Annotated in this window: 19 protein-coding genes and 2 tRNA genes; 2 read left to right on the plus strand and 19 right to left on the minus strand. The window is 68.6% G+C overall.

Annotated elements, in window-relative coordinates; genetic code table 11:
* Positions 1–120: 120 nt before the first annotated feature.
* From PV734_RS43835 to PV734_RS43885, 11 genes are all read right to left on the minus strand, one after another.
* A complete protein-coding gene (locus PV734_RS43835; RefSeq protein WP_319294849.1) occupies positions 121–2,073 on the minus strand; it encodes a TIGR03960 family B12-binding radical SAM protein in 1,953 nt (650 codons plus the stop codon).
* Between the two features lie 108 nt (positions 2,074–2,181).
* On the minus strand, positions 2,182–3,684 hold the full coding sequence (locus PV734_RS43840) for a CYTH and CHAD domain-containing protein (RefSeq protein WP_319294850.1): 1,503 nt from the start codon (positions 3,682–3,684) through the stop codon (positions 2,182–2,184).
* Between the two features lie 148 nt (positions 3,685–3,832).
* Positions 3,833–5,032, minus strand: a complete 1,200-nt coding sequence (rodA, locus tag PV734_RS43845) for a rod shape-determining protein RodA (protein ID WP_319089982.1) — start codon at positions 5,030–5,032, stop codon at positions 3,833–3,835.
* Positions 5,029–7,278, minus strand: coding sequence for a penicillin-binding protein 2 (gene mrdA / locus PV734_RS43850; protein ID WP_319294851.1), 2,250 nt, complete (start codon positions 7,276–7,278; stop codon positions 5,029–5,031). The genes rodA and mrdA overlap by 4 nt, the downstream gene beginning before the upstream one ends.
* 107 nt (positions 7,279–7,385) lie before the next feature.
* On the minus strand, positions 7,386–8,057 hold the full coding sequence (gene mreD, locus PV734_RS43855; protein ID WP_006375955.1) for a rod shape-determining protein MreD: 672 nt from the start codon (positions 8,055–8,057) through the stop codon (positions 7,386–7,388).
* 14 nt (positions 8,058–8,071) lie between these two features.
* Positions 8,072–9,016, minus strand: coding sequence for a rod shape-determining protein MreC (gene mreC / locus PV734_RS43860; RefSeq protein WP_319089984.1), 945 nt, complete (start codon positions 9,014–9,016; stop codon positions 8,072–8,074).
* A 163-nt stretch (positions 9,017–9,179) separates the two neighbouring features.
* Positions 9,180–10,199, minus strand: a complete 1,020-nt coding sequence (locus tag PV734_RS43865) for a rod shape-determining protein (RefSeq protein ID WP_006375952.1) — start codon at positions 10,197–10,199, stop codon at positions 9,180–9,182.
* Positions 10,200–10,526: 327 nt separating this feature from the next.
* Positions 10,527–10,940 (minus strand): nucleoside-diphosphate kinase, encoded by a 414-nt coding sequence (gene ndk, locus PV734_RS43870; protein WP_006375945.1) that lies wholly within the window; start codon positions 10,938–10,940, stop codon positions 10,527–10,529.
* Positions 10,941–11,007: 67 nt separating this feature from the next.
* Positions 11,008–11,370 (minus strand): DUF4233 domain-containing protein, encoded by a 363-nt coding sequence (locus tag PV734_RS43875; RefSeq protein WP_319089985.1) that lies wholly within the window; start codon positions 11,368–11,370, stop codon positions 11,008–11,010.
* Between the two features lie 6 nt (positions 11,371–11,376).
* Positions 11,377–12,861 carry a bifunctional tetrahydrofolate synthase/dihydrofolate synthase gene (gene folC, locus PV734_RS43880; RefSeq protein ID WP_319294852.1) on the minus strand — a complete coding sequence of 495 codons (1,485 nt, stop codon included), beginning with the start codon at positions 12,859–12,861 and terminating at the stop codon, positions 11,377–11,379.
* Between the two features lie 174 nt (positions 12,862–13,035).
* On the minus strand, positions 13,036–15,660 hold the full coding sequence (locus PV734_RS43885) for a valine--tRNA ligase (protein ID WP_319294853.1): 2,625 nt from the start codon (positions 15,658–15,660) through the stop codon (positions 13,036–13,038).
* 136 nt (positions 15,661–15,796) lie between these two features.
* Here PV734_RS43885 and PV734_RS43890 point away from each other — a divergent pair, with 136 nt between their 5' ends.
* Entirely contained in the window at positions 15,797–16,759 is a 963-nt protein-coding gene (locus tag PV734_RS43890; protein WP_319089988.1) for a hypothetical protein, read from the plus strand.
* A 94-nt stretch (positions 16,760–16,853) separates the two neighbouring features.
* Here PV734_RS43890 and clpX read toward each other — a convergent pair whose 3' ends face one another.
* From clpX to PV734_RS43915, 5 genes are all read right to left on the minus strand, one after another.
* On the minus strand, positions 16,854–18,140 hold the full coding sequence (clpX, locus tag PV734_RS43895; protein WP_319089989.1) for an ATP-dependent Clp protease ATP-binding subunit ClpX: 1,287 nt from the start codon (positions 18,138–18,140) through the stop codon (positions 16,854–16,856).
* Between the two features lie 194 nt (positions 18,141–18,334).
* Positions 18,335–19,033: an ATP-dependent Clp protease proteolytic subunit gene (locus PV734_RS43900; RefSeq protein ID WP_319089990.1), complete on the minus strand. Its 699-nt coding sequence runs from the start codon at positions 19,031–19,033 to the stop codon at positions 18,335–18,337.
* Positions 19,034–19,083: 50 nt separating this feature from the next.
* On the minus strand, positions 19,084–19,692 hold the full coding sequence (locus PV734_RS43905; protein WP_319090669.1) for an ATP-dependent Clp protease proteolytic subunit: 609 nt from the start codon (positions 19,690–19,692) through the stop codon (positions 19,084–19,086).
* Positions 19,693–20,134: 442 nt separating this feature from the next.
* Positions 20,135–21,541 carry a trigger factor gene (gene tig, locus PV734_RS43910; RefSeq protein WP_319294854.1) on the minus strand — a complete coding sequence of 469 codons (1,407 nt, stop codon included), beginning with the start codon at positions 21,539–21,541 and terminating at the stop codon, positions 20,135–20,137.
* 212 nt (positions 21,542–21,753) lie between these two features.
* Positions 21,754–21,830, minus strand: a tRNA-Pro gene (locus tag PV734_RS43915).
* A 140-nt stretch (positions 21,831–21,970) separates the two neighbouring features.
* On the opposite strand from PV734_RS43915, the gene PV734_RS43920 reads away from it, so the two are divergent.
* Positions 21,971–22,041, plus strand: a tRNA-Gly gene (locus PV734_RS43920).
* Between the two features lie 99 nt (positions 22,042–22,140).
* Here PV734_RS43920 and PV734_RS43925 read toward each other — a convergent pair.
* The 3 genes from PV734_RS43925 to PV734_RS43935 form a co-directional block, all read right to left on the minus strand.
* Entirely contained in the window at positions 22,141–22,335 is a 195-nt protein-coding gene (locus tag PV734_RS43925) for a hypothetical protein (RefSeq protein WP_006383514.1), read from the minus strand.
* 175 nt (positions 22,336–22,510) lie between these two features.
* Positions 22,511–23,032 (minus strand): HD domain-containing protein, encoded by a 522-nt coding sequence (locus tag PV734_RS43930; RefSeq protein ID WP_319089992.1) that lies wholly within the window; start codon positions 23,030–23,032, stop codon positions 22,511–22,513.
* A 118-nt stretch (positions 23,033–23,150) separates the two neighbouring features.
* Positions 23,151–24,329 (minus strand): PP2C family protein-serine/threonine phosphatase, encoded by a 1,179-nt coding sequence (locus tag PV734_RS43935; RefSeq protein ID WP_319089993.1) that lies wholly within the window; start codon positions 24,327–24,329, stop codon positions 23,151–23,153.
* Between the last annotated feature and the right edge of the window lie 82 nt (positions 24,330–24,411).

The following is a 24,411-nucleotide window of genomic DNA, read 5'->3' on the forward strand; positions in this document are numbered from 1 at the left end:
CAACGCGTCAACGTGCTGTTCGCGATGCTCCGCGACGGCACGTTCTACGAACCCAGAACCCCACGCCTCGCTTGACCAAAGACATAGAGGCACCCCCCCCCGGCACCTCACTCACTTCAGTCAGTGCACGTGCCCGCCGGCCGCAGCGCCCTGCTTGACCGTCAACGGCAGCAACTTCTTGCCCGTAGGTCCGATTTGGATAGAAGTGTCCATCTGCGGGCACACCCCACAGTCGAAGCACGGAGTCCACCGGCAGTCCTCGACCTCTGTCTCGTCGAGGGAGTCCTGCCAGTCCTCCCACAGCCAGTCCTTGTCGAGGCCCGAGTCGAGGTGGTCCCACGGGAGGACCTCCTCGTAGGTGCGTTCGCGCGTCGTGTACCAGTCGACGTCGACACCGAAGTCGGGCAGCGTCTTCTCCGCGCAGGCCATCCAGCGGTCGTACGAGAAGTGCTCGCGCCAGCCGTCGAAGCGGCCGCCGTCCTCGTACACCGCGCGGATCACCGCGCCGATGCGCCGGTCGCCCCGGGACAGCAGGCCCTCGACGATGCCGGGCTTGCCGTCGTGGTAGCGGAAGCCGATCGAGCGGCCGTACTTCTTGTCGCCGCGGATCTTGTCCCGGAGCTTCGTCAGGCGGGCGTCCGTCTCCTCGGCGGAGAGCTGCGGGGCCCACTGGAACGGGGTGTGCGGCTTGGGCACGAAGCCGCCGATCGAGACCGTGCAGCGGATGTCGTTCTGGCCGGAGACCCTGCGGCCCTCGGCGATCACGTTCGTCGCCATGTCGGCGATCTGGAGGACGTCCTCGTCGGTCTCCGTCGGCAGGCCGACCATGAAGTACAGCTTCACCTGGCGCCAGCCGTTGCCGTACGCCGTGGAGACCGTCCGGATGAGGTCCTCCTCGGACACCATCTTGTTGATGACCTTGCGCATGCGCTCGCTGCCGCCCTCGGGCGCGAACGTCAGACCGGACCTGCGGCCGTTCCTGGTCAGCTCGTTGGCGAGGTCCACGTTGAAGGCGTCCACGCGGGTGGAGGGGAGCGACAGACCGATCTTGTCCTCGGTGTAGCGGTCCGCGAGACCCTTCGCGATGTCGCCGATCTCCGAGTGGTCGGCCGAGGAGAGGGAGAGGAGGCCGACCTCCTCGAAGCCCGTCGCCTTCAGGCCGCGGTCGACCATCTCGCCGATGCCCGTGATGGAGCGTTCACGGACCGGGCGGGTGATCATGCCCGCCTGGCAGAAGCGGCAGCCACGTGTGCAGCCGCGGAAGATCTCGACCGACATGCGCTCGTGGACGGTCTCCGCGAGCGGGACCAGGGGCTGCTTGGGGTAGGGCCACTCGTCCAGGTCCATGACCGTGTGCTTGGACACCCGCCACGGGACTCCGGACCGGTTGGGTACGACGCGGGCGATCCGGCCGTCCGCCAGGTACTCCACGTCGTAGAACCCCGGGATGTACACGGACCCCGTCTTGGCCAGCCGGAGCAGGACCTCCTCGCGACCGCCCGGACGGCCCTCCGCCTTCCAGGCGCGGATGATGTCCGTCATGTCGAGGACGGCCTGCTCGCCGTCGCCGATGATCACCGCGTCGATGAAGTCCGCGATCGGCTCGGGGTTGAAGGCCGCGTGGCCGCCGGCCAGCACGATCGGGTCGTCCAGGCCGCGGTCCTTGGCCTCCAGCGGGATGCCCGCCAGGTCCAGGGCCGTCAGCATGTTCGTGTAGCCCAGCTCGGTGGAGAAGGACAGCCCGAACACGTCGAAGCCCTTCACGGGCCGGTGGCTGTCCACGGTGAACTGCGGGACATTGTGCTCCCGCATGAGCGCCTCAAGGTCCGGCCAGACGCTGTACGTACGCTCGGCGAGGACGCCCTCGCGCTCGTTCAGCACCTCGTAGAGGATCATGACGCCCTGGTTGGGCAGCCCGACCTCGTACGCGTCCGGGTACATGAGCGCCCAGCGGACGTCACAGTCCTCCCAGGGCTTGACCGTGGAGTTGAGCTCGCCGCCCACGTACTGGATCGGCTTCTGCACATGCGGGAGCAGGGCTTCGAGCTGCGGGAAAACCGACTCGGCAGACATCGCGGCGTTACCTTCGTGAGCTGACGGGGGATGACCACCAAGCGTAACCCGCCCGGAGGACTCCCCCGCCCGCGTGAAAACCGGCACCGAACCCGTGCGAACCGGGTGCTAGACCTCCATCGCGGCCCGAATCGTCCGCCACTCGCCGGGCAGCGCCTCCTCCACCCTCGCGGCCCGCCGCTCCTCACGCCCGTACAGCAGCCCGTACGTGAAGGTGTTCTCCCCCGCCGCGTGCGCCACGGCGGACAGCTCGCCCAGCGTGACGCGGACCATGACGCTGTCCTGGTGGTCGCCGAGCAGGCTCTGGAGGGACTTCATCGACTTGGTGAGCGCCTTTGCCGGACCGCCCAGGGCGGGGGTGGCCGCCTCGGCGGCGTAGCGGGTGCGTTTGGCCTTCTTGCGGGCCTCGTGCAGCCCGAGGTCGCGGTCGGCGCCGGGCGGCTGCTCCAGGGCCTCCTCGACCAGCGCGGCCACCTTCGCGAAGTCCTTTCGTACGGCCTTGGCGAGCCCCTTGTCGGGCTTCTTCGCCGCCGCCTTGAGGACCGGCGGGTCGGCGACCACGGCGTCCAGGGTGTCGAGGAGCGTCAGATAGCGCGGGGAGTCCAGCACGCCGAGCAGTCGGCGGCGCGCTCCGCCGTGCTCGGCCCTGGACCAGGTGCCCAGCCGGTCCCGGACGGGCCCGTGGAGGAGAGTGGGGGCCAGATCGTCGAGGGCCTCGCTCAGCCGTTCGGCAAGGACCTCCTGGTCACGGCCGACGCCCAGTTCGCCGGCGAGCCACTTCAGCTCGTCACCGATGGGGTCGGTGACCTTCCGGTCGAGGATCCCGGGGAACGACCTGAACGTGCTGCGCAGCCGGCGGGTGGCGACCCGCATGTCGTGCACCGCCTCCTCGGCGTCCTGACGCACGGCCGGGTCGAGGTCGAGGACGGCGTCCCGCTGGGCACGGACATAGGCGAGGACGTGGTCGCCGGCGGTGACGGGTTCGGCGGGTTCGTCCTTCGGCCGGGGCTGCCCGCCCTTGGTCTCCGCCAGTGCCCTGGCCAGCTTCGACGCGGACTTCGAGGGCCGTACGCCCGCCTTGCGGAGGCGTTTCTCCACCTTGTCCAGGACGCGCTGGTCCTCGCCGTCGGCGAGCTCGACCTCGATCTCGGTCCACTGGGCGGTGCCCTCACCGCCGAACAGCCGCTCCGCCCGTACGGTGTCCACGCCGACCTCGGCGAGCCGGCGGCCGTTGGTGTCGACGAGGTCGCGCAGGTCGCGGGTGGAGCGCAGCCGCACCACCGGCACGAGCCGGCCCTCTCGGACTCGGGCGCGGACCAGCCCTGTCAGTTCGTCGGGGACGGTGTCGGAGAGCGGGACCTGGATCTCGTCCCGTACGCCTGGGGCGACCGGGAGTTTCAGGTGCCAGCCGGCGTCGGAGCCGCCGGTGCGGCGGCGGAGCGTGATCGAGGCCGCGGCCAGCCGTAGGTCGGAGGTGTCGTAGTAGGTCGCGTCGAGTTCCGCGGTGCCCTTGTCGAGGACTTCCGCGACTCCGGCGACGCCGGTCAGGTCGGGCAGTCCGCTGTCGTCGGATTCATATTTCCGCTCGATTTCCCGCTTTGTGTCCGCCATGAATCGAATCTAGTCACGATCCGCCGCCGACGGCAGCCCCAGGACCCAGGTGCGCACGGGCGCCCTTCAGGGGCGCGGGGAACTGCGCGCCCAGCCACAACGGCGCCGCACCGCACCGACTGCGCCTCACCGCCGATCCCGCGGAGCGCTACGCCGACATCGGCCGCTCCACCCTGATCGACTGCAACAGCCCCACCGCCACCCACACGGCGAACATCGACGATCCTCCGTACGACACGAAGGGCAGTGGCAGACCGGCGACCGGCATGATCCCCAGGGTCATCCCGATGTTCTCGAACGCCTGGAAGGCGAACCACGCGATGATCCCGGCGGCGACGATCGTGCCGTACAGCTCGGTCGTCTCGCGGGCGATGCGGCAGGCGCGCCACAGGACGACGCCCAGGAGCAGGATGATCAGGCCCGCGCCGACGAAGCCCAGTTCCTCCCCCGCGACCGTGAACACGAAGTCGGTCTGCTGCTCCGGGACGAACTGGCCCGTGGTCTGGGAGCCGTGGAACAGGCCGGTGCCGGTGAGGCCGCCGGAGCCGATCGCGATGCGCGCCTGGTTGGTGTTGTAGCCGACGCCGGACGGGTCGAGTTCGGGGTTGGCGAAGGCGGCGAAGCGGTTGATCTGGTACTCGTCCAGGACGCCGAGCTGCCAGATCAGGACCGCGCCGAGGGCGCCCGCGCCGAGCAGGCCGAAGATCCAGCGGTTGGAGGCGCCGGAGGCGAGCAGCACGCCGAGCACGATGATGACCATGACCATGACCGACCCGAGGTCGGGCATCAGCATGACGATCGCCATCGGTACGGCTGCCAGGCCCAGCGCCTGGAGGACTGTGCGGTGGTCGGGGTAGGGCTTGTCGCCCGCGTCGACCCGGGCGGCCAGGAGCATGGCCATGCCCAGGATGATCGTGATCTTCACGAACTCCGAGGGCTGGAGCGAGAAGCCGCCGCCGAACACGATCCACGCGTGGGCGCCGTTGACGGTCGCGCCGAGCGGGGTCAGCACCATGAGGATCAGGAGGACGGAAAGGCCGTACAGGATCGGCACCGCGGTGCGCAGGTTGCGGTGGCCGAGCCAGACCGTGCCGATCATCAGACAGAACCCGATGCCGGTGTTCATGAGGTGCCGGATCAGGAAGTAGTACTGGTCGCCCTGGTTGATCTCGGTGCGGTTGCGGGTCGCCGAGTAGACCAGGATCGCGCCCATGAAGGACAGGGCGAGCGCGGACAGCAGTATCGGCCAGTCCAGCCTGCGGGCCAGCGAGTCGCGGGCCAGCAGGCGGGACAGGGACGAGCGTTCGGGGCCGTAGCCGGAGACGGAGAAGGTGTTCGCGCCGGTCATGTCGTCGTCCTCCGCGTACTGCGCTTACCGGGCCTGCGCCTGCGGTGGGCTCGGTCGGTGCCCGTGCGTTCGGACGCGACCGTGGCCGGCGGGAGCTGACCGCCCGCGAGCGCGAGCGTCTCCTCGGTGGCCTCCTTCGGCGGCACGTACGGCTTGATCTTCGGGGCGTCGATCGAGCCGTCCGACTCGATCTTGGGGAGGCCCTTCTGCGGGGTGGGCAGCAGCGCCTTCCTGTTGTCGATCTTGCCGTCCGGGGAGACGCCGTACAGAGCCTCGTATATCTTGCGGACGGCCGGGCCGGAGGCTCCGGAGCCCGTACCACCCTGGGAGATCGTCATGACGATCGTGTAGTCCTTGGTGTACGTCGCGAACCACGAGGTGGTCTGCTTGCCGTAGACCTCGGCGGTACCCGTCTTGGCGTGCATCGGGATCTTGTCCTGCGGCCAGCCGCCGAACCGCCAGGCCGCCGAACCGCGGGTGACGACGCCTTCGAAGGCACCGTTCATGTCCTTCAGCGTCGCCGGGGTGACCGGCAGCCTGCCGTGCGACTTGGGCGCGATCGCCTGTACGGACTTGCCGTCGGCGCTGACGATGGCCTTGCCGACGGTCGGGTCGTAGAGGGTGCCGCCGTTGGAGATCGCCGAGTAGATCGTCGCCATCTGTATCGGCGTGACGAGGATGTCGCCCTGTCCGATCGAGTAGTTGACGGAGTCACCGGCGCGCATGAGGTTGCCTTCGAGGCAGTTCTCGTACGCGATCTGCTGGGCGTAGGAGCCGCCCTTCTTGCCGTACTTGCACCAGGAGGCCTTGTTGGCCTTCCAGTAGTCCTGCTTCCACTTGCGGTCGGGGACGCGGCCGGCGACCTCGTTGGGCAGGTCGATGCCGGTCACGGCGCCGAGGCCGAACTTGTGGGCGGTGGTGTAGAACCAGTTCTTCGCGGTCTTCTTCGGCTTCAGACCGCCGTCCTTGACCCACTCCTGGTGGGCGAGGCGGTAGAAGACGGTGTCGCAGGAGACCTCGATGGCGCGGCCGAGGCTGATCGGGCCGTACCCCTTAGACTCGTAGTTCTTGAAGACCTGGCCACCGATCGAGTACGAGCTGGAGCAGTCGTAGTTTCCGTCGAAGGGGTAGCCGGCGTCGACGGCGGCGGCGGTGGAGATGGCCTTGAAGATCGAGCCGGGGGCCGCCTGGCCCTGGATCGCCCGGTTGAGCAGCGGGTAGTTGCTGTTCTTGCCGGTCAGCTTGGCGTAGTCCTTGGCGGAGATGCCGCCGACCCAGGCGTTCGGGTCGTAGGTCGGGTTGGACGCCATGGCGACGACCCGGCCCGTCTTGGCCTCCATGACGACGACCGCGCCCGCGTCGGCCTTGTAGTTCTCGCCGGTGTTGTCGTCGTGCTCCCGGCGGGCCAGCTTCATCGCGTGGTTCAGCTCGTACTCGGCGACCCGCTGGACGCGGGCGTCGATGCTGGTGACGAGGTTGGAGCCGGACTGGGCCGGGTCCGCCTCGGCGGTGCCGATGACGCGGCCGAGGTTGTCGACCTCGTAGCGGGTGACGCCGGCCTTGCCGCGCAGTTCCTTGTCGTACTCCCGCTCGAGACCGGACCGGCCGACCTGGTCGGAGCGGAGGTAGGGCGAGTCGGTGTCCCGCGCCTTGGTGATCTCCTCGTCGGTGACCGGGGAGAGGTAGCCGAGGACCTGGGCGGTGTTGGACCCGCCGGGGCCGGCGTAGCGGCGCACGGCCGCGGGTTCGGCGGTGATGCCGGGGAAGTCCTCGGAGCGCTCGCGGATCTGGAGCGCCTGGCGGGCGGTGGCCTCGTCGGTGATGGGGATCGGCTGGTACGGCGAGCCGTTCCAGCAGGGCTGCGGCGTCTTGGCGTCGCACAGCCGGACCTTGTCCTTGACCTCCTTGGGCTTCAGGCCCAGGACCCCGGCGAGCTTGGTGAGGACGGCGTCACCGTCGTCCTTCATCTTCAGCAGGTCGGTGCGGGAGGCGGAGACGACGAGACGTGTCTCGTTGTCCGCGATCGGCACCCCGCGCGCGTCGAGGATCGAGCCGCGTACGGCGGGCTGCACGACCTGCTGTACGTGGTTGCCGGACGCCTCCTTGGCGTAGGCGTCCCCCTCGCGGATCTGGAGGTACCACAGGCGGCCCCCGAGGGTGCCGAGGAGGGAGAGGACGAGGATCTGGATGACGACGAGACGGATCTGGACGCGTGGCGTCCGGCCGGTCTCGGGAATGTTGGTCACTGGTGCTGCCTCCGCCTCTCAGTGCGCGTGCGGGACGCGGACGTACGAGGCATACGAGTACACGAGCAAGCTGTGGGCGTGGGTGTCGGGGTTCGACCGACGGGCGTTCACAGGCGCTTGACCCCCTTGATGCGGCCGGCGCGGGCCGCCTTCGAGCGGGCGGCCTTCACCTTCAGGCCGCCGCGCTGGCTGCCGATGCGCAGGCCGGTGCCGGAGGACAGCCAGCCGGAGGAGATGTCGGTCTTCTTGGCCGCGGAGTTGGCCTCGGCCAGCGGGTCGTTCTCCGCTCTGCGGGCCAGGAACATGATGCCGGGGACCACGAAGGGCGCGAGCAGCAGGTCGTACAGCGCGGCTGTGAACAGCAGGCTGGGGAGGCCGACATGGCGGGCCGCGGTGTCGCCGACGAGGGCGCCGACACCGGCGTAGAGGAGGGTGGTGCCGACGGCGGCGGCGACCACGACGGCCATCGGCCCGGTGGCCGACTTGAGCCGGCCGTTCTCGGGTTTGACGAGACCGGCCAGATAGCCGACGAGACACAGCACGAGGGCGTAGCGGCCGGCCGCGTGGTCGGCGGGCGGGGCGAGGTCGGCGAGGAGTCCGGCGCCGAAGCCGACGAGGGCGCCGCCGACATGGCCGTACACCAGGGCGAGGCCGAGGACGGTCAGCAGCAGCAGGTCGGGGACGGCGCCCGGGAGGTGGAGGCGGGCGAGGACGCTCACCTGGATCACCATGGCGACGACCACCAGGGTGGTGGAGAGGAGCATCCGGTTGAAACGCATGCAGAGTTCAGCTCCTACTGCTCTTGCTGGTATTGGCCGTCGGCCGCCGACGGGGACGGTGTCACCGTCACGGTGACCGTCGGCGTGGGGGTCGGTCTCGGCTTGGCCGGGAGGACGGTGTCGCGCGGGTCGGTGCGCGGGGCCTCGACGACGACACCGACGATGTCGAGCTTGGTGAAGCCGACGAACGGCGTGACGTAGATCGTGCGGGTCAGGTCGCCGCCGGACGGATCGACCCGGGACACGAAGCCGACGGGGACGCCGGGCACGAACGGCTTGTCGGCCTGCGAGCCGAAGGTGACCAGCCGGTCGCCCTTGCTGACCTTGGCCTTGCCGTTGAGGAGCTGGACGCGCAGCGGCCGGTCGCCCTGCCCGGAGGCGAAGCCCAGTTCGTCGCTGCCCTCCATCCGCGTTCCCACGGTGAAGTCCGGGTCGTTGGCGAGGAGCACGGTCGAGGTGCCGGGGCCGACGGTGGTGACACGGCCGACGAGTCCGTCCCCGTTGAGGACGGTCATGTCGCGCTTGACGCCGTCGTTGGCGCCGATGTCGATGGTGACCGTCCAGGAGAAGCCCTGGGCCGCTCCTATGGCGATGACCTCGGCGCCCTTGATGCCGTACTGGCCGGCGCCGGCCGTCTTGAGCATCTTGTCGAGCTGGCCGAGGCGGCTGCGGTTGCGGTCGTCGCTGCCGAGGCGGGCCTTGAGCGCCGCGTTCTCCTTCTCCAGCGTGGCGAGCCGGTCGTGGCGGTCACCGGAGTCGCGTACCGCCGAGACGGCGTCGCCGACCGGGTCGACCACGGTGGCCACCCCGTCCTCGACCGGGCCGAAGACGGCTGCCGCGGCCTGCCGGGCACCGTCGACCGGTGAGTCCTCCCCACCGCGGATGTCCACCGTGATCAGCGCGAACGCGATGGCGATCAGCAGCACCAGGAGCAGCCGGCTCTCTCGTGTGTCCCTCACGTGCGGCGGCGTGCCTTCCTCAAGAGAGTTTTTTCGGGGCAGAAGAGTTCGGAAAAGAAAGGAGTTGGGGCAAGAAGAGTTGTTTGGGGGAGCTTATGCCTCTATACCAACGATCCGCCGCACGAGAGGGGATCATCTCGTACGGCGGAATCGAAGAGTTACGTCATCTGCGCGGCGACGCGTCCAGCACCTGCTGGAGCGCCTCGAACTCCTCCACGCACTTGCCGGAGCCGAGCGCCACGCTGTCCAGCGGGTCCTCGGCGATGTGGATGGGCATGCCGGTCTCACGGCGCAGCCGTTCGTCGAGTCCGCGGAGCAGGGCCCCGCCACCGGTCAGAACGATGCCGCGGTCCATGATGTCGCCGGACAGCTCGGGCGGGCACTTGTCGAGGGTGGTCTTCACGGCGTCGACGATCGCGTTGACCGGTTCCTCGATCGCCTTGCGTACTTCGGCCGCGGAGATCACGACCGTCTTGGGCAGGCCGGAGACAAGGTCCCGGCCTCGGATTTCGGTGTGTTCGTCAGCGTCGAGGTCGTACGCCGAACCGATCGTGATCTTGATCTGTTCGGCAGTCCGCTCACCCAGCAGGAGCGAGTACTCCTTCTTGATGTGCTGGATGATCGAGCTGTCCAGCTCGTCACCCGCGACACGGATGGACTGGGCGGTGACGATGCCGCCGAGGGAGATGACCGCGACCTCCGTGGTGCCGCCGCCGATGTCCACCACCATGTTGCCCGTGGCCTCGTGGACCGGCAGGCCGGAGCCGATGGCCGCGGCCATGGGCTCCTCGATGATGTGCACCTGGCGCGCGCCGGCCTGGGACGAGGCCTCGATGACGGCACGGCGCTCGACGCCCGTGATGCCCGAGGGCACACAGACGACGACACGGGGACGGGCGAGATACCGCCGCTTGTGAATCTTCAGAATGAAGTAGCGGAGCATCCGCTCGGTGATCTCGAAGTCGGCGATGACGCCGTCCTTGAGCGGGCGCACGGCAACGATGTTGCCGGGCGTCCGACCGATCATCTTCTTCGCTTCCGATCCGACCGCGAGAATGCCACCGGTGTTGGTGTTGATCGCGACGACGGACGGCTCGTTGAGTACGATCCCGCGACCCCTGACGTACACCAGCGTGTTGGCGGTCCCGAGGTCGACAGCCATGTCACGGCCGATGAACGACATTGAGTTCCCCATCAGGATTCGACTGGCCTTCCCAAGTGAAGCGTGTGATGGCTCTGGTTCGGGACGGCGAAGTGGGTGCGGTGACGAACAGGCTTGCAAGGCTTACATCGTAGTCGCGCCTGCACGAACACCACGCGAGGGTCTTCGCCATTGTCAGCATGCGATGTGCCGTCTCGCTTCTGGAGACGAGCGTTCGGGGGTAGGCGTTCCCCCGATCGGCGCGCATATGCCGCAGGACGGCCGGTTTTCGGCGGCCGTCCCAGGTCAGACATCCGTCAGACATCCGGGTGAGGTGACGATCCCTCAGTCGGCGGTTCGGGCCTCGGGTCAGTCGCGGCCGGGGAAGAAGATCTTCAGCTCGCGCTCGGCGGACTCCTCGGAGTCGGAGGCGTGGATCAGGTTCTCGCGCACGATCACGCCGTAGTCGCCGCGGATGGAACCGGGGGCGGCGGCGATCGGGTCGGTGGGTCCGGCGAGCGCGCGCACACCCTCGATGACCCGCTCGCCCTCGACGACGAGCGCGACGACGGGGCCGGAGGCCATGAACTCGACGAGCGGCTCGTAGAAGACCTTGCCCTTGTGTTCGCCGTAGTGCTGCTCCAGCGTCTCCTGGTCCAGCGTACGCAGCTCCAGCGCGGTGATCCGCCAGCCGGCCTTGCGCTCGATCCGGCCGATGATCTCGCCGGTCAGGCCGCGACGGACGGCGTCGGGCTTGAGCAGGACGAGGGTGCGCTGAGTCACGAGGGTGGCTCCATTCGGGTCACGTGTGTGCGGTGGTCAGAGGCTACAGGGCCGGTCCGGGCGGGAGTCACGCAGCGTCAGGGCTGGTGCCGGTCGGCTGGGCCTGCGCTGCGAATCTCGCCTTCGCCTCGTCGATCTTCCGGCCGTAGTGCACGGACGCCCACCACAGCGCGGCGAACATCGCGCCCATGAAGAACATGGTCGGCATGATGAAGCCGGACCCGATGAGCGCGATCTGCAGGGCCCAGCCGAGCTGCACCCCGCCGGGCCGGGTGATCACACCGCAGAGCAGCACACACAGCAGCATGGCGATGCCGCTGACCGTCCACACCGTCGACATGGACAGGTCGGGGTCCTTCATGGCGACGAGACCGGCGAAGCCGATCAGGAAGACCTCGCCGATGAGGGTGGAGGCGCAGAGCGTACGCACGGCGGATCAGCCCCTTCCCAGGAGCAGTCGGGCCTCGCCGACGGTGATGACGGAGCCGGTGACGAGCACACCGCCGCCCGAGAACTCCCCGTCCTCCTCGGCGAGGGTGATGGCGGCCTCCAGGGCGTCGTCGAGACGCGGCTCGACCTGGACCCGGTCGTCGCCGAAGACCTCGACGGCGATGGCGGCGAGTTCGTCGGCGTCCATCGCGCGATGGCTCGTGTTCTGCGTGATCACGACCTCCGCGAAGACCGGCTCGAAGGCCTCCAGCAGCCCACGTACGTTCTTGTCCGCGCTCGCCCCGACCACGCCGATGAGCCGGCTGAAGTCGAAGGCCTCCCCCACGGCCTCGGCCGTGGCCCGGGCGCCCGCCGGGTTGTGCGCGGCGTCGAGTACGACGGTGGGCGAGCGCCGTACGATCTCCAGCCGCCCCGGGGACGTCACCGCGGCGAACGCCTTGCGCACGGTCTCGGTGTCGAGGGGTTCCGGCCGCTGGGTGCCGACGCCGAAGAACGCCTCGACGGCGGCGAGGGCGACGGCCGCGTTGTGGGCCTGGTAGCCGCCGTGCAGGGGCAGGAAGATCCCCTCGTACTCCCCGCCGAGCCCGCGCAGCGTCAGCATCTGCCCGCCGACGGCGACCTGCCTGCTGACGACCCCGAACTCCAGCCCTTCCCTGGCCACCGTGGCGTCGACCTCGACGGCCCTCTTCAGCAGCACCTGGGCCGCGTCGACGGGCTGCTGGGCGAGGATGACGGTGGCGTCCTGCTTGATGATCCCGCCCTTCTCGACGGCGATCTCACCAGGGGTCTCGCCGAGCCGGTCGGTGTGGTCGAGGTCGATGGGCGTCACGACGGCCACGTCACCGTCGATGACGTTGGTGGCGTCCCAGCTGCCCCCCATCCCGACCTCGACGACGGCGACATCGACCGGGGCGTCCGCGAAGGCGGCGTACGCCATGCCGGTCAGGATCTCGAAGAAGGAGAGCCGGTACTCCTGCTGGGCGTCGACCATGTCGACGTACGCCTTGATGTCGTCGTACGTCTCGACGAACCGCTCGGCGGCGATCGGCACGCCGTCCAGGCTGATGCGCTCGGTGACCGACTGGACGTGCGGGGAGGTGTACCGGCCGGTGCGCAGGTCGAAGGCGCCGAGAAGGGCCTCGATCATGCGGGCGGTGGACGTCTTGCCGTTGGTGCCGGTGATGTGGATCGAGGGGTACGCGCGCTGCGGCTCCCCCAGCACGTCCATCAGGGCGGCGATACGGCTGACGCTGGGCTCCAGCTTGGTCTCGCCCCAGCGGGTGGCGAGGTCCGCCTCGACGGTGCGCAGCGCCTTGTCGACCTCGGGGTCCCGGGGTCGGCCCGGCAGGTCCGTGTCCGGGGCCTGGCCCTGGGTGCGGAGGGTGCGGCTGCCGGCCTCGATGACCGCGAGGTCGGGGTCGCGGTCGGTCTCGGCGTCGATGATGTCGTCGAAGGGGTTGGTGTCGCTCACGGGGGTCAGTCTACGGAGGGGGACTGACAGGGTGCCTACGGAGTGGGGTGGTGGAGGGTTCGTTGGCGGGTGCGGGTGCGTTGTGGCTGGTCGCGCAGTTCCCCGCGCCCCTGTAGGGCGCGACAGGCCCCCAGGGATCGAAGTCCCCGGGGGCCTGTCGCCGTACGAACCCTCTTACGCCTGGGGCAAGCCCTCCAACTGGGTCTGGATGCGGGCCATGTCCTCGTCGGCCTTGGCCAGGCGGCCGCGGATCTTGTCGACCACGTTGTCCGGGGCCTTTGCCAGGAAGGCCTCGTTGCCGAGCTTGGCCTCGGCCTGCTGCCGTTCCTTCTCCGCCGCCGCCAGGTCCTTCGCCAGGCGCTTGCGCTCGGCCTCGACGTCGATCGTGCCGGAGAGGTCGAGGGCGACCGTGGCGCCGGCGACCGGGAGGGTCGCGGTGGCGTGGAAGCCGTCCTCCTCGGGCTGGAGGCGGAGGAGCTGGCGGATGGCCGCCTCGTGCGCGGCGAGCGCGGTGCCGTCGAGGGTGAGGCGAGCCGGGACCTTCTGGCCGTCCTTCAGGCCCTGGTCCTTGCGGAACCGGCGGACCTCGGTGACGACCCGCTGGACCAGCGCGATCTCCTGCTCGGCGGCCTCGTCGCGGAAGCCGCTGTCCTTGGGCCAGTCGGCGGTGACGAGGGTCTCGCCGCCGGTCAGCGTCGTCCACAGGGTCTCGGTGACGAACGGGACGATGGGGTGCAGGACCCGCAGCATCACGTCGAGGACCTCGCCGAGGACCCGGCCGGAGACCTTGGCCTGCTCGCCGCCCGCGAAGAACGTGGTCTTCGACAGCTCGACGTACCAGTCGAAGACCTCGTCCCACGCGAAGTGGTAGAGGGACTCACTGAGCTTGGCGAACTGGTAGTCGTCGTAGAACGCGTCGATCTCGGCCACGGTCTTGTTCAGCCGGGACAGGATCCAGCGGTCCGTCGCCGACAGCCGCTCCACGGGCGGGAGTTCGCCCTCGACGGTGGCGCCGTTCATCAGGGCGAAGCGGGTGGCGTTCCAGATCTTGTTGGTGAAGTTCCGGGACGCCTGGACCCAGTCCTCGCCGATCGGGACGTCCGCGCCCGGGTTGGCGCCCTTGGCCAGGGTGAAGCGGACGGCGTCCGAGCCGTACGCGTCCATCCAGTCGAGGGGGTCCACCGCGTTGGGGTTGGACTTCGACATCTTCTTGCCGAACTCGTCACGGACGAGGCCGGTCAACGCGATGGTGTGGAACGGGGCTTCGCCGTCCATCGCGTAGAGGCCGAACATCATCATCCGGGCGACCCAGAAGAAGATGATGTCGTGGCCGGTGAGCAGGACATCGGTCTTGTAGAACTTCTCCAGGTCCGGGGTCTGTTCCGGCCATCCGAGGGTGGAGAAGGGCCACAGGCCGGAGGAGAACCAGGTGTCGAGGACGTCCTCGTCCTGCGTCCAGCCCTCGCCGGTCGGCGTCTCGTCGTCGGGTCCGACGCAGACGACCTGGCCCTCGGGGCCGTACCAGACCGGAATCCGGTGGCCCCACCACAGCTGGCGCGAGATGCACCAGTCGTGCATGTTGTCGACCCAGTCGAAGTAGCGCTTCGACATGTCCTGCGGGTGGATCGTGACCTGGCCGTCACGGACCGCGTCACCGGCCGCCTTGGCGAGCGGCTCGACCTTGACCCACCACTGCATCGACAGCCGGGGCTCGACGGTCGTCTTGCAGCGTGAGCAGTGGCCGACCGAGTGGACGTACGGCCGCTTCTCGGCGACGATCCGGCCCTGCTCGCGCAGCGCGTTGACGATCGTGGAGCGGGCCTCGAAACGGTCCAGGCCCTGGAAGGGGCCGTGGACGGTGATGATGCCGCGCTCGTCCATGACCGTCAGCGACTCCAGGCCGTGGCGCTGGCCGATGGCGAAGTCGTTGGGGTCGTGGGCGGGGGTCACCTTGACCGCGCCGGTGCCGAACTCGGGGTCGACGTGCGTGTCCGCGACGACCGGGATGGTGCGGTTGGTCAGCGGCAGCTTGATCCGCCTGCCGACGAGATGCGCGTACCGCTCGTCGTCCGGGTGGACCGCGACCGCGGTGTCACCGAGCATGGTCTCGGCGCGGGTCGTCGCGACGACGAGGGTGTCCTCGCCCTCGCCGTACTTGATGGAGACGAGCTCGCCGTCGTCGTCCTGGTAGTCGACCTCGATGTCCGAGATGGCCGTCAGACAGCGCGGACACCAGTTGATGATCCGCTCGGCGCGGTAGATCAGCTCGTCGTCGAAGAGCCGCTTGAAGATCGTCTGGACTGCCTTGGACAGCCCCTCGTCCATGGTGAAGCGCTCACGCGACCAGTCGACGCCGTCGCCGAGGCGACGCATCTGGCCCAGGATCCTGCCGCCGTACTCCTCCTTCCACTGCCAGACCCGCTCGACGAACTCCTCGCGCCCCAGGTCGTGCCGCGACTTGCCCTCCTCGGCAAGCTGCTGCTCGACCTTGTTCTGGGTGGCGATGCCGGCGTGGTCCATGCCGGGGAGCCAGAGCGACTCGTAGCCCTGCATGCGCTTGCGGCGGGTGAGGGCGTCCATGAGCGTGTGCTGGAAGGCGTGGCCCAGGTGGAGGGAGCCGGTGACGTTCGGCGGCGGGATGACGATGGTGTAGGCGGGCTTGTCGCTCTTCGCGTCGGCGGCGAAGTAACCCCGGTCCACCCAGCGCTCGTACAGCTTCCCCTCTACCTCGGCCGGCGCGTACTGGGTCGGCAGTTCGGTGATGGGCGCTGTTGGCTGCTGCTGAGCGTTCTCGGTCACCCGGTCAGTTTAGAGGCGTCACCGCCGTGTCCCGAAACACGTTTCTTTCGTAACGGTGGCACACCCGGGGCAACTCGGACTCCTGGCCTGCGCGAGGATGTCAGGAACACATAAGTATCTGGAGGGGAACCCAGAGATGAGCCACAACCAGCCGGGCCCGTACGACGGACCGCCGCAGCAGCCCGGACCGTACGGGCAGCCGGCCCAGCCGGGCCCTTACGGTCAGCCTCCGCAGGCACCTCCGGGTCCTCCGACGGCTCCCCAGCCGGGCTACGGCTACCCGCAGCAGACGCCTCCGCCGCAGCCTGGCTACGGCTATCCGCAGCAGGCTCCCCCGCAGCCCGGTTACGGCTATCCGCAGCAGCCCGACGCCTACGGCCAGCAGCCGCCGTACGGCCAGGCCCCCTACGGGGTTCCGCAGCCGCCGGCGCCGGGCGGGGGCAAGAAGAAGACGGGGATCGTCATCGGGGCGGTGGCTGTAGTGGCCGCCGTCGCCGTGGGGGCGTACTTCGTGCTGAGCGGCGGTTCGAGCGGCGGCTCCGACATCGCCGACGACGGCGCGCACAAGCTGACGGCGCCGGCGACGGTGCTCGACGGCGAGTACAAGAAGAGCGGGAACTCCGAGAGCGACGGGTTGACCGCGGACGAGATCAAGGACGCCGAGTCCTGGGGGGTGCAGAACCCCAAGGACGTCAGCGCCATGTACGCCTCGGGCGAGGGTCTCACCGCCAAGAACGTGATGTTCTCCGGCGTGTACGGCACCATCGACGACCCGGAGAAGGTCGTCGACGCGATGTTCGCCCAGATGAAGGCGGAGTCGACGAAGAGCGGGTCCGCCGACGACGGCAAACTCGTCGGCAGCCCGCAGGAGTTCACGCCGGCCGGGTTCGACAACGGCGTCATGAAGTGCCAGGAGATCGAGACCTCCGAGTCCGGCAAGACGACGAAGATGCCGTTCTGCATCTGGGGCGACCACAGCACCCTCAGCTACGTCCTGACGTACGACCTCGCAGCCCTGACCGTGGGCAAGTCCGCCACGATGGAGGAGGCGGCCGAGTTCGCCGCCAAGCTCCGCAAGGAAGTGCGCGTCAAGGCCTGACACGCCTCGGCGGCGACGTCAACTGCGGAGGGGCCCCGGTCTGTTGACCGGGGCCCCTCCGCAGTTCTGTCAATTCCCTTGTACCGCCCTGCCGTTACGCCGTCTTCTGCTCGCCCGGGCCGCGGCCGCGCGCGTCCCTCGGGATCAGGGTGGGGTTCACGTTCTTCAGGACGACGTCCACCGTGATGACGACGCGGGCCACGTCCTTGCGGGACGGGACCTCGTACATCACCGCCTGGAGGACCTCCTCCATGATGGCGCGCAGGCCGCGCGCGCCGGTCTGGCGCAGGATCGCCTGGTCGGCGATGGCCTCCAGGGCCTCGCGCTCGAAGTCCAGCTCCACGCCGTCGAGTTCGAAGAGGCGCTGGTACTGCTTGACGAGGGCGTTGCGCGGCTCCACCAGGATCTGGAGGAGGGCCTCACGGTCGAGGTTGTGGACCGAGGTGATGACGGGGAGGCGGCCGATGAACTCGGGGATCATGCCGAACTTCACCAGGTCCTCGGGCATGACGTCCTCGAAGCGGTCCTTCGCCTCCAGCTCCTTCTTGGAGCGGATCGTGGCGCCGAAGCCGATGCCCTTGGCACCCGCGCGGGACTCGACGAGCTTCTCCAGGCCCGCGAAGGCACCGCCCACGATGAACAGGACGTTCGTCGTGTCGATCTGGATGAACTCCTGGTGCGGGTGCTTGCGTCCGCCCTGCGGCGGGACGGAGGCCGTCGTGCCTTCGAGGATCTTCAGCAGTGCCTGCTGGACCCCCTCGCCGGACACGTCACGCGTGATCGACGGGTTTTCACTCTTCCGCGCGACCTTGTCGATCTCGTCGATGTAGATGATCCCGGTCTCGGCCTTCTTGACGTCGTAGTCCGCCGCCTGGATCAGCTTCAACAGGATGTTCTCGACGTCCTCGCCGACATACCCGGCCTCCGTCAGCGCCGTCGCGTCGGCGATGGCGAACGGGACGTTCAGCATGCGCGCCAGGGTCTGCGCGAGGAGGGTCTTGCCGGAGCCCGTGGGGCCCAGCAGCAGGATGTTCGACTTCGCCAACTCGATGGCGTCGTCACGGCTCTGACCACCGCCGTTCTCACCGGCCTGGACCCGCTTGTAGTGGTTGTACACCGCGACGGACAGGGCCTTCTTGGCCGACTCCTGACCGACTACGTACCCCTCGAGGAACTCGTAGATCTCGCGAGGCTTGGGGAGTTCCTCCCACCGGACCTCACTCGTCTCGGCGAGCTCTTCCTCGATGATCTCGTTGCAGAGATCGATGCACTCGTCGCAGATGTATACACCGGGGCCTGCGATGAGCTTCTTGACCTGCTTCTGGCTCTTGCCACAGAACGAGCACTTGAGCAGATCGCCGCCGTCACCGATGCGTGCCACGGTGTGCTTCCCCTTCGCCTGGGAGACGCCTACGTACAGCGGCTCCTGGTGCTGCCTTATGTCGACGGTACCTTGCCGGGCCCCTCGTTCGGGCCCCCCTTGGCACGGTTCACTTCGACGTGCGCCGAGTCGAACCGTGCCAAGGGGCGGCAGACGATACAGCTTCTCCGCCTACCAGTACGCCTACGAGTACGTCAGCGGACGCTGGCGTTGTTCATCTTCCGGGTGGAAATGATCTGGTCGATCAGTCCGTACGACAGCGCGTCCTCGGCCGTGAGGATCTTGTCGCGCTCGATGTCCTCGCGGATCTTCTCGATCGGCGTGGTGGAGTGCTTGGCCAGCATGTCCTCCAGCTGGGCACGCATCCGGAGGATCTCGTTGGCCGCGATCTCCAGGTCGGAGACCTGCCCGCGACCGGTCTCGCTGTACGGCTGGTGGATCAGCACGCGCGCGTTGGGCAGCGCCATACGCTTGCCCGGCGTACCGGCCGCGAGGAGGATCGCGGCGGCGGAGGCCGCCTGGCCCATGCAGACCGTCTGGACGTCCGGCTTCACGAACTGCATCGTGTCGTAGATCGCGGTGAGCGCCGTGAAGGAGCCGCCGGGGCTGTTGATGTAGACCGAGATGTCCCGGTCGGGGTCCATCGACTCCAGGCACAGCAGCTGCGCCATGACGTCGTTGGCGGAGGCGTCGTCGATCTGCACGCCGAGGAAGATCACACGCTCCTCGAAGAGCTTCGCGTACGGGTCGTACTCACGCACGCCCTGCGAGGTGCGCTCGACGAAGCGCGGGATGACGTAGCGGGATTCGGCGATGGGGCCGGTGTACTCCGCCTGGGCGGCCTGGGCGGCCCTCGTGCGGTCGTAGAGGCCGCTGCCGGGGAAGTCGTTCACGGTGTCTCCTGAAAGGGGCTTAGGCGGGGGCTGGAGGGCGTTGAGGGCACTTACACCCCCGTGCCGCCGCCGCCCGGGATGCCTGCGGCCGTGGCGATGACGTCGTCGATGAGGCCGTACGCCTTGGCCTCCTCGGGGTCGAACCAGCGGTCGCGGTCCGAGTCCCGGGTGACCTGCTCGACGGTCTGGCCCGTGTGCTGCGACGTGAGCTCGGCCATACGCTTCTTGGTGTGCAGCAGCCGCTCGGCGTGGATCTTGATGTCCGAGGCCGAACCCGCGAGGCCCGCGGAGGGCTGGTGGATCAGGATCTCGGCGTTCGGCAGGGCGAAGCGCTTGCCGGGCGTACCCGCGCTGAGCAGGAACTGGCCCATGGAGGCGGCGAGACCCATGGCGATGGTCACCACGTCGTTCTTGATGAACTGCATGGTGTCGTAGATCGCCATGCCGGCCGTGATCGAGCCACCGGGGCTGTTGATGTAGAGGTTGATGTCCTTGTCCGGGTCAGCCGCCGCGAGGAGCAGCAGCTGCGCGGTGATCTTGTTCGCGATGTCGTCGTCGACCGGCTGGCCGAGGAAGATGATCCGCTCGTTGAGCAGCCGGTTGTAGACCTGGTCGCCGAGGCCACCGCCGATGGAAGGCTCGCCGGCGGCGGAAGGCATCAGATTCGTCACGTCGTGTCCACCTGCTCGTCTTACGACGGCGCCGGGCCGTCTCACGTGTTCTGCCGGGGCGTGAAGCCGTCCGACGGTTGTCGGGGACTCCCCTGCCCTCGCTCTCATGGACCCTAACGCGCGGGTCCCTCCGGGGAATCCCGGGAAGGGAACTGTTCGCTGTGAGCGCATGTGCTCCGCGGGGTTGAGCAGGGTTTCCGGTCAGCGTCGGCTGTGCGGTGAGCGGGGTCTCGGCGAGCGTCACGGGGCTGTGCCCCGGGCCCCCTGGTGCTTCTCGCCGTGGCTCCGCCGGGAGTGGGTCGCCTGCGGCCCGTGGGGGCTTGTCGCGCAGTTCCCCGCGCCCCTTCAGGGCACGGACAGGCCCCCGGGGATCGAAGTTCCCCGGGGGCCTGTCCAGCTGCTTACGTGTGATTCAGAGGTGCCGTGGCTGTCAGGCCTCGGGCTTGTCCTCGGTGGCCTCGGTCTCGGCCTCGGCCTCGACGGCCGGGGTCTCCTCGGAGGAGGCCTCCGTGGTCTCGTCCTCTTCCTCGTCGTCGAGGTCGATGATCTCGCCGTTGGTGTCCTTGACCGTGGCGGCCTCGACGACGACCGCGAGGGCCTTGCCGCGGGCGACCTCGCCGACCAGCATCGGGACCTGACCGCCCTCGACGACCGCCTGGGCGAACTGGTCGGGGGACATGCCGGAGGAGGCCGCGCGCCGCATGAGGTGCTCGGTGAGCTCCTCCTGGTTGACGTTCAGCTTCTCCTTGTTGACCAGCTCGTCGAGGACGAACTGGGTCTTGATGCCCTTGACCGCGGCTTCCTTGGTCTCGGTGTCGAACTCCTCGGCCGTCTTGCCCTGGATCTCGAGGTACTTCTCGAGGTCGAGGCCCATCTGACCGAGCTGGTGGTGCTCCAGGTTGTGCTTGCGGGTGTTGACCTCTTCCTCGAGAAGCTTCTCGGGGACGGGCACCTCGACGAGCTCCAGCAGCTTCTCCAGGACGCGCTCCTGGGCCTGCGTGGCCTGGTCGTACTGCTTCATGTTCTCGAGGCGCTTGCGGCTGTCCGCGCGCAGCTCCTCCAGGGTGTCGAACTCGGAGGCGAGCTGGGCGAACTCGTCGTCCAGGGCCGGGAGTTCACGGGCGGCGACCTGGGTGACCCTGACGGTGACCTCGGCCTCCTTGCCGGCCGCCGAGCCGCCCTTGAGCTCGGAGGTGAAGGTGGCCTCGCCACCGGCCTCCACGCCCGTCACGGCCTCGTCGACGCCGTCCAGCAGCTCGCCGGAGCCGATGGTGTAGGACAGGCCGTTCGCGATGCCGTCCTCCAGCACCTCGCCGTCGACCTTGGCCTCCAGGTCCAGCGTCACGACGTCGCCGTCCGCGGCGGCACGCTCGACCGGGGAGGTGGAGGCGAAGCGCTCACGGAGCTGCTCCACCGACTTGTCGATGTCCTCCTCGGTGACCTCGATCGCGTCGACCTCGACCTCGATGCCGGAGTAGTCCGGGATCTCGATGGTCGGGCGGACGTCGACCTCGGCGGTGAAGTTCAGCGTCTCGCCGTCCTTCAACTCCGTGATGTCGACCTCGGGCTGGCCCAGGACGTTGAGCTCGGCCTCGTTGACCGCTTCGGTGTAGAACTTCGGGAGCGCGTCGTTGACCGCCTCCTCCAGGACCGCACCGCGGCCGAACCGCTGGTCGATGATGCGCGCCGGGATCTTGCCCTTCCGGAAGCCCTTCACCGTGACCTGCTGGTTGATCTTCTTGTACGCCGCGTCGAGGCTGTCCTTGAGCTCCTCGAAGGGCACCTCGATGCTGAGCCGAACCCGGGTCGGGTTCAGGGTCTCCACGGCGCTCTTCACGGTTCGGTCTCCTTGGGGGCTGACTTCTTGGGGTTCTGCTGCGGGTTCTGCTGATTGTCCTGTTGTCGGACGCGGCGGAGCCTCAGCGGATTCGCGGCCCTTGAGGGACGTAAACAACGCAGACACACGGGCGCGCAGTCTGCATAGTAGCCGCAGGCGGTACACGCCCCAAAAGGTGATCTTGAAGACGATGCTGCCGGTGGTCCGGCACGTGGTCGGGGTGGCGGGATTTGAACCCACGGCCTTCCGCTCCCAAAGCGGACGCGCTACCAAGCTGCGCCACACCCCGTCTGGTGCGACACGTAGGGTACATGCCCGCAGGCCCCGGGGTTGCCGCATTTCAGGACTGGAAACGCGGTGTGCGTCGAGGGGCCCCGAACCGCTACGATGGTTTCTGTGCCGCGGTCAGCTGACCTGCGGCGCACCTGTGCGGGCGTAGCTCAATGGTAGAGCCCTAGTCTTCCAAACTAGCTACGCGGGTTCGATTCCCGTCGCCCGCTCTGTTCTCGCCGCCGGCCCGGTTCCCTGGAACCGGGCCGGTCGCGTTTTCTCGCCGGCGGTCGGCCCCTGTGGCCGCACGGCCCGGCCGGGCCGCCTGGTCAGAACTGGATCTCGTTGATCGTGTCCGCTATCGAGTTCAGGAAGCGTTGGATGTCGTCGGCCATGCCCGTCGAGGCGAGGAAGAAGCCGAAGAGGATGGCGACGACCGCCGGACCCGCCTTGATCGTGCCTCCGCGAATCAGCACCACCAGGATGATTCCCAACATCAGCACCACTGACAACGAAATGGCCACACTGATCACACCCTATGGTCGGTTCGCACTACCGGCCCAGGGATGCTTTCCCTCGCACCCCCGCCAGATCCATCGTGCCACCAACGAGGCCGCCGTATGCGGCCGGTGACGCATCATCGGTCCCACCGGATCGTTTTGTCGCCATAGATAAACAAAGGGCACAGAAATGTGTTCCTTATGGGTGCTTGCGCTGATATTCACCTCTCTGGAGGCCGAGAAGTGTCCGCATCCTGGCGTATTTCCGGGTGAGGCGATCACGGGTCGGGGCGTCCAGGGCCGACAGGCGGGCCGGGTCCGCGTTGTGCGCGAGGTCCGACTCCTTGACCAGCAGCGCGCCCGGGGTGTCGAGGACGCGCCTGGCGTACGCCTCGGGGGTCTCCCCCGCGCGCTTGGTGACGGCCAGCACGATGTCCTTCGTACGGCGGGTCAACGCGGCCTCCTCCAGGTCGCGTTCGGCCAGCGCGTCGTCCTCCACGGCGTCGTGCAGCCAGGCCGCCGCGATCTGTTCGTCGTCACCCCCACGCGCGCGTACGCCCTCCGCCACGGCCTGGAGGTGCTCCACGTAGGGGCGGCCCGCCTTGTCCGTCTGCGCCGCGTGCGCCGCGCGGGCCATGGCCTCTACCTCGGCCAGGGTCAGGGGAGTTGGGGAGGTCGGGGAGATCGGAGGGGTCGGGGGGTGCGCGTGGGTTTCGTTCATCCGGCCAGTCTGGGGCTCGGCGCGGGTTTTCGGTCGCTCCGGTGGGCGTCCGGGATCGTTCGGTAGAGCGAGTGTTGGTGATTCCTTGACGTCATCTTGACCGTGGAGGAGGGGCGGGTCAGATCGTCGCCTGGGCTGTGGGGCCCTCTCGGCAGACGAGCAGGAGGGCCCTGTCGTCGTTGACGTCCTTGGCGACCGCCTCGATGAGGTGCCAGGCCGCACCGTGGAAGCCGCCGGCCACGTAGCGGTCGGCCTCGCCGGTCAGGCGGTCGATGCCCTCGACGATGTCCCGTTCCGACGTCTCCACCAGACCGTCCGTGAACAGCATCAGGACGTCTCCCGGGCGCAGCGATCCCTTCACGGGGTCGAACTGGGCTCCGTCGTACACGCCCAACAGCGGTCCCTCCGCCGCCTTTTCCTCCCAGCGGCCGGTGCCCGCGCTGAGCTGGAGGCCCGGCGGGTGGCCGGCCGAGAAGAGTTCGTAGTCGCCGGAGTCCAGGTCCAGGACCAGGTGGATCGAGGTCGCGAAGCCCTCGTCCCAGTCCTGGCGGAGGAGGTAGCCGTTCGCCGCCGGGAGGAAGGCGTGGGGCGGGAGGGAACCCAGGAGGCCGCCGAAGGCTCCGGAGAGGAGCAGGGCTCGGGAGCCCGCGTCCATGCCCTTGCCGGAGACGTCCGTCAGGACGACCTCCATCGTGCGGCCGCCGTTCGTACGGGCCGCCACCACGAAGTCGCCCGAGAACGACTGGCCGCCCGCCGGACGCAGCGCCATCTCCCGGTGCCAGCCCTGCGGCAGCTGCGGCAACTTGCTCTGGACGCGGATGCGTTCACGCAGGTCGAACAGCATCGTGCCGCCGCGCCGCCAGGGGACGCCCACTCTGCTGCGGAACTGGGCGATCAGCAGGCCGAAGAATCCGCAGGCCGCCACGACGAGGACCACACCCGGGGTGACCCTGGAGGGGCCCTCCGTGTACGGGCCCAGTTTCACCGACTCCACGATCAGTGCCGTCGCCGCCGCCCCGTACAGGCCCAGCAGGCTGGCCGGGCGCAGAAGGAGACCGCCGGCGACGATCGGGAGGACGAGCAGGGCCGGGGAGCACCACACCGAGTTGGCGAGGGTCATGGCCGCGATGACCGGGATCATGATGAGCAGTCCGGCGAGCGCGATCCAGTCCGAACCGTCGCCCCGGAAGTAGTCCACGGCGGATCTGCGCAGGCCGGTGCGGACCCGGTGAGCCTGCTTCTTCAACCGGGCCGTGAACGTCTCGGCCTCCGCGCGCCGCTCTCGTCCTGCTGCCATTAGTTCGGGACCCTATCCATCGGACCAGCTGCTTGGCACGGGAGGTCCCACTTGTCCCCCGTCCGAGCTTCAACTTCACAGT

Source organism: Streptomyces sp. AK08-02, assembly GCF_033795085.1.
GTDB classification, from domain to species: domain Bacteria; phylum Actinomycetota; class Actinomycetes; order Streptomycetales; family Streptomycetaceae; genus Streptomyces; species Streptomyces echiniscabiei.